Annotated in this window: 13 protein-coding genes; 4 read left to right on the top strand and 9 right to left on the bottom strand. The window is 41.9% G+C overall.

All coding sequences use genetic code 11. The annotated features are described in order from the left end of the window. Nucleotides 1-207: 207 nt before the first annotated feature. Nucleotides 208-1,578: a carboxypeptidase-like regulatory domain-containing protein gene (locus AAFN85_RS14985; RefSeq protein ID WP_347528298.1), complete on the bottom strand. Its 1,371-nt coding sequence runs from the start codon at nt 1,576-1,578 to the stop codon at nt 208-210. A 16-nt stretch (nt 1,579-1,594) separates the two neighbouring features. Beyond that, nucleotides 1,595-2,167, bottom strand: coding sequence for a sigma-70 family RNA polymerase sigma factor (locus AAFN85_RS14990; protein ID WP_347528299.1), 573 nt, complete (start codon nt 2,165-2,167; stop codon nt 1,595-1,597). A gap of 83 nt (nt 2,168-2,250) precedes the next feature. Between AAFN85_RS14990 and AAFN85_RS14995 the strand changes: the two genes are divergently transcribed. Beyond that, nucleotides 2,251-4,242: a von Willebrand factor type A domain-containing protein gene (locus AAFN85_RS14995; protein ID WP_347528301.1), complete on the top strand. Its 1,992-nt coding sequence runs from the start codon at nt 2,251-2,253 to the stop codon at nt 4,240-4,242. 333 nt (nt 4,243-4,575) lie between these two features. On the opposite strand, the gene tnpA is transcribed toward AAFN85_RS14995, so the two are convergent. From tnpA to AAFN85_RS15025, 6 genes are all read right to left on the bottom strand, one after another. Further along, on the bottom strand, nt 4,576-5,040 hold the full coding sequence (tnpA, locus tag AAFN85_RS15000; RefSeq protein WP_347528303.1) for an IS200/IS605 family transposase: 465 nt from the start codon (nt 5,038-5,040) through the stop codon (nt 4,576-4,578). A gap of 38 nt (nt 5,041-5,078) precedes the next feature. After that, nucleotides 5,079-6,386: a carbohydrate porin gene (locus tag AAFN85_RS15005; RefSeq protein ID WP_347528304.1), complete on the bottom strand. Its 1,308-nt coding sequence runs from the start codon at nt 6,384-6,386 to the stop codon at nt 5,079-5,081. Nucleotides 6,387-6,423: 37 nt separating this feature from the next. Continuing rightward, complete coding sequence (locus tag AAFN85_RS15010) at nt 6,424-7,071, bottom strand: HD domain-containing protein (RefSeq protein WP_347528305.1); 648 nt, start codon at nt 7,069-7,071, stop codon at nt 6,424-6,426. Between the two features lie 53 nt (nt 7,072-7,124). Continuing rightward, nucleotides 7,125-7,364, bottom strand: a complete 240-nt coding sequence (locus AAFN85_RS15015) for a helix-turn-helix transcriptional regulator (protein ID WP_347528306.1) — start codon at nt 7,362-7,364, stop codon at nt 7,125-7,127. Between the two features lie 264 nt (nt 7,365-7,628). Next, a complete protein-coding gene (locus AAFN85_RS15020; protein WP_347528307.1) occupies nt 7,629-8,126 on the bottom strand; it encodes a hypothetical protein in 498 nt (165 codons plus the stop codon). Next, a complete protein-coding gene (locus AAFN85_RS15025; protein ID WP_347528308.1) occupies nt 8,127-9,302 on the bottom strand; it encodes a class I SAM-dependent RNA methyltransferase in 1,176 nt (391 codons plus the stop codon). An 88-nt stretch (nt 9,303-9,390) separates the two neighbouring features. Between AAFN85_RS15025 and AAFN85_RS15030 the strand changes: the two genes are divergently transcribed. The 3 genes from AAFN85_RS15030 (at nt 9,391) to AAFN85_RS15040 (ending at nt 12,507) form a co-directional block, all read left to right on the top strand. Further along, nucleotides 9,391-9,759 (top strand): DUF3127 domain-containing protein, encoded by a 369-nt coding sequence (locus AAFN85_RS15030; protein WP_347528309.1) that lies wholly within the window; start codon nt 9,391-9,393, stop codon nt 9,757-9,759. Nucleotides 9,760-9,968: 209 nt separating this feature from the next. Continuing rightward, on the top strand, nt 9,969-11,783 hold the full coding sequence (locus AAFN85_RS15035; protein WP_347528311.1) for a HAMP domain-containing sensor histidine kinase: 1,815 nt from the start codon (nt 9,969-9,971) through the stop codon (nt 11,781-11,783). A gap of 31 nt (nt 11,784-11,814) precedes the next feature. Then, nucleotides 11,815-12,507 carry a response regulator transcription factor gene (locus AAFN85_RS15040; protein WP_347528313.1) on the top strand — a complete coding sequence of 231 codons (693 nt, stop codon included), beginning with the start codon at nt 11,815-11,817 and terminating at the stop codon, nt 12,505-12,507. Here the strand turns inward: AAFN85_RS15040 and AAFN85_RS15045 are convergent. Next, nucleotides 12,504-13,112, bottom strand: coding sequence for a hypothetical protein (locus AAFN85_RS15045; protein ID WP_347528314.1), 609 nt, complete (start codon nt 13,110-13,112; stop codon nt 12,504-12,506). The two genes, AAFN85_RS15040 and AAFN85_RS15045, sit on opposite strands and share 4 nt — an antisense overlap. Nucleotides 13,113-13,157: the final 45 nt, after the last annotated feature.

The following is a 13,157-nucleotide window of genomic DNA, read 5'->3' on the forward strand; positions in this document are numbered from 1 at the left end:
CGACAAGCTCAGCATGAGACCCATTTTAAACTTGTCATAGGTAGGTACGAAGCAATCGCACGGAAGCAGAGCGGCTCTGTATAGCATGCGATTGCTTCGTGCCTCGCAATGACGGGGTTTATACTTCTATAAACAGATAGACAATGATAGCATCTGCCTAATTTATTTTTATAAGCTTGAATTGATTGAGCGGAGTCCTGTTTGGCTTTATTGTTTCGGCTTTTGAAATTTTACTTTCACCGTAACTTGCTCTGGTTTATGATTAGTACTACCAACCCATGACGGTCCGTTTTTAAGCAAATCGATAGCTTTTTGATTAGCTGCGTCGTTCAATCCCTTTTTAACTGCAAAATCGTCTGTAACGCCACTCGGGAAAACGGTGAAGGTAACTGTTACCGTACCCGTAGTGCCATCGGATAATACCGCATTTGTTTGCAGGTATTTTTTTAGGCTTCCCCAACCTAATTGCGGGTGTGCTGCCTCTACTGATGGTTCTTCCGCGTCATCATCTTTTTTACGGGAAGTTACCACTACTTCGCTAAGCGAGGAGTTATCCTGTGCTAAAGCAATTTTAACGCTATCGCCGCGGGTGGCACTGATCTGACGGCGTTGGTAGCCTATGTAAGCAACATCCAGGGTGGCATTATCAACGGGCGATGAAAGCGAAAACCTGCCGTTAACATCAGTTACCGTACTGCGATTAGTGCCCTTGATCCTGATAGCCGCGCCTATGATAGGCGAGCCGTCATCCCGCGATATAATTGTACCGGCTATGTATAACGATTCGGCAACAGCTTTAGCTGAGCTATATCCCGGAGCCGGTGAGGATGTAACGCCATCAACCTTCCCCTGTAATTTAAGCACACTTGGAGGTGCCTGTTTTGGGGTTGTTTTAGCCGTAAGTCCCAAAAGGTTATGCGCTGTAGAATCTTTTTTTACCGGCGAAGATAACGCCCCAAAAACAATCCTTTCATCAAGGCTTACGTTTGATTTTTTATCATACTGATCATCGGCTTTGTATTGTGAAACAGCAGGCGGATCAGCGTTAAAGCCACTATTTGCCGATGGTACAAGATTATTAGCCACTTTATTATCACCGGCCGAAATTTCCTGCTGGTAAACTGAATTTGCAGATGGTTTGGCCACTTTTGCTTTGCGCGCCGGAACCAGGAATTTAGGGGTTTGATTAACCGCCACCTTAGCATTGGTAGTGTCTGCTGTTTTAATGGTATCTGCCGCTACCGGAACCGGCGGTGTAATATTATTGGCAACCTGGTTTTTGTTAGGCTGCAATTCTGCATTGCCTGATCTTTTTAAATACAAGCCGCCTATTGTAAGCGCAATTAAAACGGAGGCGGCTATAGGCCAAACTCTCCATGGTATTATCAGGCCACGTTTTTCTTCGGTGCGTTGTTGCAAACTGCGCGACAGATCGGCAAGGTTAAGTGTGTGGTTTGCGGTACTGTTTTCGTACCCTTCAAGTGCATCCATTAAAAAAGGGTCATCCAGCGCTTCCATCTCCAGCTTATGCATAGCATGGGCATCAAGCTTTCCGCTCAGATACTTCTGTATTTGCAATATGTTGGCCTTTTTACTATGCACTGTTACGTTCGAGGCAAATTTTTAAATTCCGTTTGCCGTTTTGGATATAGCTTTTCACCTCATTTAAAGTATACCCGGTTATATCGGCAATTTCTTTATAGCATTTCTCTTTTAAATAAAACAGATCAATGCTTTGTTTTTGAGCGCCTGTTAGTTTGTTGATACAGCTTTCAAGTGCTTTTAATGCTTCTTCTTTATTGGTATCATTATCATGATGCAAAAGCGGGGTAAATTCCACAACTTCATCTAAATTAACCAGCTCCATTTTTTTACCGGTCCGTAATTGCATCAAACAATAATTGCGCCCAAGTACATAAACCCAGTTCCTGAACTGGTTTATATCATGTTTTTTTACCTTTTCAACCAGTTCCTCAAAAATGCCCATCACGGCGTCTTTCGCCAGCTCATCATCTTTAAGATATTTCAGGCATACGCCATAAACCAGCGGCATATATCGTTCATATAAGCTGCCTAAAACTGTAAGGTTACCGGTTGCGCGATAATCATTAAGCAGTTCTTCGTCTGTGGATGTACCTGGTTTTTTTGGTTTTATAAAAAGGTTCATTAAACACTACAAAACTAAATTTTTTAAATGGTTTATGGAAATCGAGTCTTGGCGGCATCCTTAAGGTAAAAATAAAAGGAGCCATGAGAAGAATTTTTGTAATTATTTTGATGTTTGCGGGCTTAACAGGATTTAAACCGCTAACTGTACGCCACATAAGCGGCGTTGTTTATGATAGTAAAGATAGCCTGGCATTACCGGGTGTAACGGTAATGCTTACGGGTACAGGCATTGGTACCCAAACCGATGCCAAGGGGCATTACAGTATTGATTTGCCCGAAGGTAAGAGTACTTTAACATTCAGTTTTATAGGGTTTGTTTCGCAAACTATTAAGCCCGATAAAAGCAATAAATTAAATGTTTATCTGGCTGCATCGGCTCAATCACTTAGTGAGGTTGTTGTTACCAGTTATGGTATACAAAAAAGGAGAGATCTTACGGGCAGCGTAAGTGCAGTTAGTGATGTGAGGCTAAGCGAGCCAGCAGCGATAAACAATCAGCTATCCGGGCGGGTAGCCGGGCTTAGTGTAACATCAAAAGGTAAGCGGCAGATGAAGGCATCGCAATACACGCCCACCGCCAGCTACGGATTGTACGCTCCGGTAACGCCAGCCAATCCTGTCGACGAAAGTTATAAAGGCATTACCGAAAACGGTTTTAAAAATCCGGAAAGTGAACCGCTTTCTACTTTTTCGGTAGATGTTGATGCCGCTTCGTATAGCAATGTGAGGCGTTTTATTAACGGCGGACAATTGCCCCCGGTTGATGCAGTGCGGGTTGAGGAGATGATCAATTACTTTAGCTATAACCTTAGCGGCCCAATAAATAATGACCCCGTAGCCATCCATACCGAATTATCTGCCGCTCCGTGGAATAGTAAACACCGACTTATCCGTATCGGGTTAAAAGCGAAAACTATCCCTACAAATAATCTGCCCGCTTCAAACCTGGTATTTTTAATAGATGTATCGGGATCTATGAATGAACCTAATAAACTGCCTTTGGTGCAAGCCTCACTAAAAATGCTGGTTAACCAGCTGCGTGCAAAAGACAGGGTTGCCATTGTGGTGTACGCCGGTGCCGCGGGTGAAGTGCTCGCATCAACCCCGGGAGATAAGAAAGAAACCATCAACAATGCTATTGATAACCTGAGTGCGGGTGGATCAACAGCAGGAGGCGCGGGTATAAAACTGGCCTACAGCATAGCGGCAAAAAACTTGATGCAAAGAGGCAACAACCGGGTGATCCTCGCTACCGACGGTGATTTTAACGTAGGAGCATCTGGTGATGATGATATGGAAAAACTGATAACGCGAGAACGTGAAAGCGGTATCTCACTTTCGGTTTTAGGCTTCGGTATGGGCAATTATAAAGACAGCAAAATGGAAACCCTGGCCGATAAAGGCAACGGAAACTATGCCTATATCGATAACATTACTGAAGCCCGTAAAACCCTGGTGAGCGAATTTGGAGGTACTTTATTTACTGTTGCTAAAGATGTAAAGCTGCAAATCGAATTTAATCCGGCCAAAGTGCAGGCCTATCGTTTATTGGGTTACGAAAACCGGGTTTTAGCCAAAGAGGATTTTAACAATGATAAAAAAGATGCAGGCGATATGGGTTCGGGACATACGGTTACGGCCTTTTACGAGATAATACCAACAGGCATTAAAGACGATTATTCACAAAGTGTTGATCCGCTGAAATATCAAAAAACTGCTAAGGCTAATTATAGTTCAGCGTCTGATGAGATGATGACCATCAAATTCAGGTACAAAGAGCCAACCTCCATGAAAAGCCAATTAAGCCAGGTCTCTGTGAAAGACCAGCCGATGGCCCTGAATTCAACATCAACCGATTTTCGTTTCGCAGCCTCGGTTGCAGAGATAGGTATGTTGCTGCGCGATTCACAGTTTAAACAAAATGCAAGTTACAAACAGGCAATCATTATGGCCCGTGCCGCTAAAGGAGATGATAACGAGGGGTATCGCGCGGAGTTTATTAAATTGGCCGAAAGTGCGAGGTTGCTAAGCAGGGTTGAGGCTAACGAAGAAGAGAAGGGGAAGTTAGAGTGATTGTGGTGAGCATCCTGATATGTGCCGGGATGCTTTATTTGCAAGTTGATGGGTAACTCCTACGGAGCAAAAATATATTAATGACCTTTTTCTACAAATGGGTAGCCTCTACGAGGCAGCTTGTATGATTGATCAATCCCCCTTCGTCTATAATTTGAAAATAGTAGCTAAAGGGTAATCAATAAATGATTTTGGAGATTCATACTGAAGAATATAAAAACAAATAGCAGATGGGTAAGAATGCCCCGTTAGGGGCTACCCATTTGTAGAAAAAAATAGAGATTTGTTTTGCCTCGTAGAGGCTACCCTGTAGTAAGCAAGGTCAACGTCACGTTAATCTATCAAATCATTAAAAACATATCGCTCGTCATATTCAATCGAATAATCTTTTAAAATACTCAAATACTCGTCTTTAAATGATTTTTTGAGATGATGTTGTTTTTGATTTAAGATGTACTTCACAACCGCATCAATTTGCGAATTACTATTGCTGAATGCAGCGTAACCTTCCTGCCATTGAAATTTTCGGGTAGTATACCTGGCTTTGTTAATAAATTCAGAACTATCACCTTTTACAAGCCGCATTAACTCTGAGATGGATTGATTGGGATTTAATCCTATAAAAAGATGCAGGTGATCGGGGACAGAATTTATGGCTATAAGTTTATGTCCGTTGTTTTGAACTATGCCAGTTATATAACGGTGAAGATGATCTTCCCATTCCTGTTGTATAACAGCCTGACGGTATTTTACCGCGAAAACAATATGAGTGTATAGTTGGGTATAGGTATTAGGCATATCCAAATATAATATTCGGATATGCCATTTTAAAATGTTTAGAACTCGATATGCGCTCTTAACGAAAGCACATTTACTGGCCCCCTATCTTTGTTATAAGCAGGATTTAGCAAAAATTGGTAACCCGGCGTAAGCCAGAATTTTTTCTGGTAAGCATTGATCTTATAATCCAGCTCGGCAATAAATTCGGTGCCGTAGTTCAGTTTACCATCGCCAATGATAAAACCATAGCCACCAGCTGCAAGATAATCGCGATGTGCGTTTGATATGCCATTTGCTACAAAGGCCAGGCCTAACTCGTCATCGCCACGGTTCCATGAAGTGCCTTTTAATACACCGCCGAAGCTGAGCGAGCGGTCGATCTCGGTAAAATACCAGGTTTCGGTTTTGCCATTGTTATAGCTCACTTTGGCAAATACACCGAAATCTTTGGTCAGGTATTGGTCGGCACTAATGCCAAAGCCGTATTTGTGCCTACCCCAGGCCTGGGTTGTATCAACAACAGGCGCAGTAGGGCTAAGGGCAAGAGCCTGGCGGTAATCACCCATTTTGCCGTTGTTGCGGAATCCTAAAACGCGTACAGTACCTTTTTGACCGTTAAGCGTATAGCGTCTTTCGTACTCAAGGGTTTGGGTGTTGGCCTTGCCTATCTTTTGATCCCAAATGGCACCGTTGGCAGTAGTTGTCGACATGGTGAAGGCGAAACGCAAAGTCCAGTTAGGTTGGCCCAACTCGGTATGGATGCCCATTACATAGCCGCGGGTATTAGCCGGGTAATCCCAGGCACCGTTATCCATTAAACTCCAATTCATGAATTGGGTACGCGGATCATGACTAAACTCGTTGCCATCATAAAAATCGGCCATGCCAAATTTACCTGCGGTGACTGAAAAGTAGCGTTTGCTTTTTAAGCCTGCTAGTTGGTTGGCATCATCGCTAATGGTATCTTTTTCTTTGCCCCATTCAAAGTTCTGGGTAAAGTATAAGCGGGCTATATAAATTTTAGGCTCGGCACCACCAACCCTAAATGTTTCGCCGTTTGGAAAACCGGCCGCACCCAAAGTTTTACTCAGACCCGAACCACCCGATAGTTCCGGGTTAAAATAAGCTTCGGCACCTTTCCATAACCTGGCTCCACCAAAAAGCGTGGTAGTTATAGAACTTTGCGTTTCCGAACCTGTAAGCAAGCTATTATCGCCCGTATAGTTGGCATGGAACGAGGGTTTATATTGGGTAATAACCGTTTGCTGGAAATGGAAGTTGAAGCGTTGTTGTTTAACGGTGTCCTGTCCAAAAGCCAGCGTTACCGCAAATGCAGATATTATGGTGAGTATAAGTTTCTTCATAAATTCAATTTGGCGCAAAAGTAAGCTTTCAACTTAACTACAAGCCACATTCATCAAAAAACTGTTTCAAATATTCTTCCATGAACGCGTGCCTTTGGGCGGCAAGTTTTTTACCGGTTTCGGTATTCATTTTATCTTTAAGCAGTAAAAGCTTTTCGTAAAAATGATTGATGGTAGGGGCTGAGGTATTTTTATATTCCTCTTTGGTCATGTTAAGGTTTGGGGCTATTTCGGGGTTGTAAAGTTCTCTGCCTTTAAAGCCTCCATAAGTAAACGCGCGGGCAATACCAATGGCTCCAATAGCGTCAAGCCTGTCCGCATCCTGCACCACTAACATTTCGGGCGATTGAAATGAAGGCCTGTCAAAGCTGGCTTTAAAGCTCATATGCCTGATGATCTGCTGCACGTGCTCAATAACCTCCGCTTCAACATTCATGCTTTGCAAATAATTACCGGCAGTACGCGGACCTATCTCTTCATCGCCGTTATGAAATTTACTATCGGCAATATCATGCAGCAAAGCAGCAAGCTCAACTACAAGCTGGTCGGTTTTTTCTGTTTGGTTGATGAGTTTGGCGTTGGTCCACACGCGGTGAATATGCCACCAGTCGTGGCCACCTTCGGCATTTTTGAGGGTATCGCGTACAAAAGCGACTGTTGCAGGTATTATAAAATCATGTTCCATCTTTCGCAAAGATAACAAGCAAAAGATGGAACAAAGGGATTGTGTATAAAACGTTATGCAGCGGCTACTTTATCAGTGTTTATCAATTCCGAAACCTCAACCTCTAAAATGGCGGCGATCTGGAATAATCTTTCAACGGTTATTTTGGTATAACCTAATTCAATTTTACTATACGCGTTTTGCGAGATACTAAGCTTGGCAGCAAGGTATTCCTGGGTATAATTTAGTCCCTCTCTGGTATGCCTTATGTTAGCAGCTATCGCTTTAATTTTGATATTCAGCATATCTTTCATCCAATTACATATTAATTCAACTATAACTAACGAGAATAATTTGTATGCGGATTTCAGATTTTTAATTTTTTTTCAAAACTTACGTAATCTGGCGCCCTTTGGTTTTGTAAATTTTAATTTAAAGTAAAATTTGATAGAGATATTAGGTGTAGGTTGCCTAATATTCAAGTGGTGTGTTAATTGTAACGATATCGAAAAAAAATAAAAAAAGTGATGAATTTTTTAGATTCATCACTTTTTCGTGGTTATTGATCAATTAAAAGGCTACTCCGTAAGGTCGTAACTGATCAGTACCGTTGGCAGCAAGGTTGCCGTTTCTAAAGGCACCTGGTTATACGATATGATGGGCTTGCGCTGACTGTAATATTCAAAGGCCTGTTTAATGGTGGCATTACTTGTATTAGCTGCCGCATTAAAGCTGATTGAAAAAGGCAGGATAAAATCATGCAGTTTTTCATGATCAGGGATGATCCATTTGTGGTTGGATTTTTTCAATGCCTCAATAATAGGCACTACCAATATGGCATCATCGGCATAATAAACAATGATTTTTTTAATAGTACCCTTATCATCAGCAGTAAACTTAAAAACAGCTGTACCTGTAGCTTTCTTCTTTTGAATTTTCGGAGATATTACCAGGCTATCTTTAAAAAAGCGGGTCATGATTGGGCTGCCACCCTGAAAAGGGAATGCCAGCTGCGTTTGTGCCTTTACTAATACCGATGATAAAACAAGTGTTATAAATAACAGTAACCTTTTCATTTAATTTTCTGGTTTTGGTTCGCGTTTGGTGCCTTCGTAAAGTTCGTACTCAAACAAGCGACAATCAAGCTTACCATTATAAAATTCAATTTTTCGGGCAGCCTTCAGGCCTATTTTTTTGGCCAGGTCAGGGTTGCCCGTAAATACATAACCGTTGTAACCAAGGCATTTCTTTTTCAAAAAATCGCCCATGCGTTTGTAGGTGATCTCGAGTTTGGTATGTACACCTAAACGTTCGCCATACTCGGGGTTAAACATTACCACGCCGCCTTCGGCCGGTACTTCGGTCTCCTCAAAATCACAAACGGCAAAATCAATTAAATGTTCTACGCCAGCGGTTTTAGCATTTTTTTGAGCGATGTCCACAGCATCAGCAGATAGATCTGTAGCGATGATCTTAAAGCCGATCTCTTTTTTTGCTTTGTCCTTTAATAAGCGACGCTCTGCAAAAAATACAGTTTCATCGTAACCGGTAATGTGCATGAAGCCATAATTCATCCTGAACAAACTGGGATATTTATCGGTAGCAATTAGCGCGGCTTCGATAGCCAATGTGCCAGAACCGCACATGGGGTTAATAAAAGTGCTTTTCCTGTCCCATTTGGTAGCCATAATGGTTGATGTGGCCAGCGCTTCCAGCATTGGTGCTTTACCCGGTATTTTACGATAGCTATGTTTAGCCAGTGTTTCGCCCGATGTATCTAAAAAGATCTCGGCGCGGTTATCCTGCCAATACAGGTGTACTACTGTTTTATTGACTTCGGGGCCAGAGTTTGGCCTGATACCTTTTACCGATTTGATCCTATCAACAATAGCATCTTTTACTTTCACGTTGGCAAATAGTGGCGTAAGGATATGCTCATTATTAACATTAGATGTTACCGAAAAGTATCCCGAAAAATCGATCAGCTTTTCCCACTCAATAGTTACCAGCTCGTTGTAAAGCTCGGCAGGGTCATTAGCGGTAAACGTTTTTAGCGAATACAATATCTGGCTGCCGCAACGCAGGTTCAAATTAAGTGGAATGGTATCTGTAATGGTACCCTGCAGTTCAACCCCTGTAGGGAAAACGCGGGTTGGTTCATAACCTAAGGCTTCAACCTCCTGTTGCAGGTAAGTTGACAGCCGTTTATTACAGGTAATGATGATCTTACTTTCAGTGTGGAAAACTTGCATATTAATTAGACAAAATTAAGAATTAAAAAGCCCCTATTTTTAATTTCTTACTATTAACTTTACATTTTAAATTATTTGAAGACTAATTATGGAAGTTAAAGGTAAGGTACATGAAGTGTCGGCTACCCAGCAAGTAACCGAATCGCTAAAAAAACGCGAACTTATACTTGAATATGTTGAGAACCCTCAATACCCTGAATATTTAAAGTTTGAAGCTATACAGGATCGTTGCGCTTTGTTAGATAACGTGAAAATTGGCGATGATGTTGAAGTTTCATTTAATCTTAAAGGGCGTCCGTGGACAGATAAAATGGGCAAAAAAAGTTATTTCAACTCGTTACAATTATGGAGGATCACTCCGCTTGCCGCTGCTAACAGCGCTGCCGCCGCGCCTCAATACGCTGCACCTGCTGCCGATATCAGCTCATCAAGCGATGACGACGATCTGCCATTCTAATATCCACAGATAAAAGAAATTTTAAAAGGCTCCCGTTTTTTGGGGGCCTTTTGTTTTAATTAGGATTTGGTGAGGCGCATTGTGTTTTATCTTCCAACTTCAATATAATAAACCCGTATAAAACAGGGTTTTAATAGTTGTGCTATTTGTTAAATATTGTTAAAAGCCAATTTTGTAATTGTATTTCGGATAATTTTGTGTGTTAACAAATGAAGAAGAGGAGCATAGGTTTAATTATTGGCTTAATGGGTTTCGCGCTTTTGAGCGTGGTGGCCATGCAATTTTATTTCCTGAGGCAATCGTACCAAATGCAATCCGATTTATTTGACCGCTCGGTGCGCGAGTCACTTAACAGCGTTGTTGATAAAGTTACCCGTCAGGATGCCAATAATTTTTTAAAAGCCAAAACTCAACCGGTTAATAACGTTATTGCCGATAGTGATGATGGGGATGAAACAAGCATCAGCACGGTAAAAACCCGAAATATAAAGAAAAAGCCCTCCGCCCGCGAAAAGCGAATAGCTATGCTGCGAGATAGTTTGCAGCGGATGATCAACCATAAAAAAATTGATGATGAACTTAACGGTTTGCTACAAACCGAAGGTACAGTTGATTTTAAAGTACATGTTGAAGAATATACCGATGAGTTTGGTGTAGTGCACGAACAGCTGACTCCTGAAATTGTACGTACACACATTACCCGCCGGGTATCGCGCCCCAAAAGGCTTCATAAATATGATACTTTGAGGTATGTATATGTGGATCCGCAGTTTGGTAAGCAAATGATCTCTGTACCTCGTGTTAACCCGCTTTGGGTACAGGAGCAGGCCCGTAAACAAAAAGAAAAACAGCTTCAGCAGATTAAAAAAATGCTGGAGATCGATTCGCTTGAGAAAGTGCATATGGCCGGCAACAAGCCAACGGTTATCGAAAACCTGGCCGAAGAATACCGCAAATCTGGCGAGCCGTTAAATAAACGTATCAACCCACTTTGGATAGATTCGTTATTACGGTTTGAACTGCATAACCGGGGAATCACTTTGCCGTTTAGCTATGAAATAAGTACGGCCAATAGCGATTCGCTTATATTTTCAAACGCCAGTGACAGCGAAGGGGAGAAGCCGCCTGTATTTGTTGCTGCCAATACGTATCAAACTCCGATCTTCACCAAAGAAGTGATCAATGATCCGGGTAAGATCATGCTTTCATTCCCGCAAAAAAATTCGCTCATTTTGCGCAACATGACAGCCTCTATGGCTACCACCGGTGGCCTTACCATGGTGCTGATATTTTGCTTCGGTTATACCATTTTCTCGATACTGCGCCAGAAAAAGATCTCAGAAATGAAGATCGATTTCATCAACAACATGACCCACGAGTTTAAAACGCCGGTATCAACCATTATGATTGCCAGCGAAGCTTTAAGGGATAATGAAATTGCCGAAGATAAAAGCCGTGTTGCCCGTCTGGCCAATATCATTTTTGAAGAGAACGCACGCTTGGGCAGCCACATTGAACGGGTGCTGAACATTGCCCGCATTGAGCGTAATGATTTTAAACTGGATAAAAAACCGGTTGACGTAAACGAGATGGTTTCATTAGTGCTTGACAGTATGGAGCTAAAGCTGCAAAAATGTGATGCCAAAACCACGTTGCACCTTGATGCCGAAAACGCTTTCATTATTGCCGATGAGCTGCATTTTTCGAACGTGTTATACAATCTGATAGATAATGCCATTAAGTACAGCAATGAAGCGCCTGATATTACTATAAGCACAGCTGTAAAAAGCGGGCAGGTGGTGATCAGGGTTGCCGATAAGGGGATAGGCATGAGCCGCGACCAGCAATCAAAGATATTTGAACAGTTTTACCGCATACCAACCGGTAACTTACATAACGTTAAAGGCTTTGGCCTGGGCTTAAGCTATGTTAATACCATAGTAAAACGCCTTAACGGTAGCATCAACGTAAAATCAGAAAAGGAAAAAGGCTCGGAGTTTGAGCTGAAATTTTCAGTAGCATAGGTACATTCCGGCTTCCGGACTAAAATTAAGCATGAAAAAAATACTACTTGTTGAGGACGACGCCAACCTGGGCCTCTTATTACAGGATTACCTTCAGTTAAAAGGCAAGTTTGATGTGGTTTTATGTAAAGATGGTGAAGAAGGCCTGCGTGCCTTTACCAAACAAGCGTACGACCTGCTGATACTGGATGTAATGATGCCTAAAAAAGATGGCTTTACCCTCGGCAAGGATATCCGCAAGATCAACGCGCAGGTGCCCATTATTTTTGCTACAGCCAAAGGTATGATAGAGGATAAAACTCAGGCCTTTAATTTGGGAGGAGATGATTATATCACCAAGCCTTTCCGTATTGAAGAGCTGTTACTGCGTATTAACGCCCTGTTGAAACGCACCGATAATGTTGGTAAGAAAGAAGAAGAAAAGCAAACCTCTTTCAAAATAGGCAAATATACTTTCGATTATACTTCGCAAATGATCACCATTGGCGAGAGCCAGCAAAAGCTATCAACTAAAGAGGCCGAATTACTGCGCCTGTTGTGTATGCGTAAAAACGAAGTGCTTACCCGCGAAGAGGCCCTGCTTAACATCTGGCACGATGATAATTACTTTAACGGCCGTAGCATGGATGTGTTTTTAAGTAAGATCCGCAAGTACCTTAAAGATGATCAAAACGTAGAGATCATCAACGTGCATGGTCGTGGGTATAAATTGTTGATCAACTAAGATCCGGGTTTTACTTCTGTTTTAAAATAGCCCCTGAAATAGTATTTCCTGGTTATGGGTTTGGCTTTAGACGCTGATGTGGTTTCTGTAAATTCTGTATCAATGTATCCGCTTAGTATCTCGGCTTTATCATCATCCTGCTGATCAAGGTTTAACTTGCTTTTTATTACCCGGTAAGTTTTATTGTTATCAGCTACCAAGGCCGGGGAGATAAGTTTGGGTTCGAAAGAATGATCGTTTTTATTAATGTAAACCAGAAACTCATTTTCATAAGCCGGTGCCCCATCTGCAAATTTCAATGTGACACTGTTGGCATTTCTATTGGCAATGCAATACCTCAATTTATAGCCGCCCATTACATTGGTTTGGCAATTTGCTGTAAAATATAAATGAGTGGTATCCGCTTTTTTTATTTTGCCACCCAACGTGTTTTCAAACTTGCCGTTAGGATGTTTAATAACGTACCACGGATAAGCCCAGTGTTTGGTAAATTCCAGTTTGATTATTGAAATATGACCTGTTGTTACCGGGAAATCTGTTGTTGATTGTGCTTTGGTGGCAAAACTACCAGCCAGCAGCAAGGTGAAAAAGAAGAATAGCTTCATGGTGTGATAGGATTTTTGGCTTCTTAATGTGGTGAAATATAGCAA

The sequence above is a fragment of the Mucilaginibacter sp. CAU 1740 genome (genome assembly GCF_039839285.1).
Lineage (GTDB): Bacteria > Bacteroidota > Bacteroidia > Sphingobacteriales > Sphingobacteriaceae > Mucilaginibacter.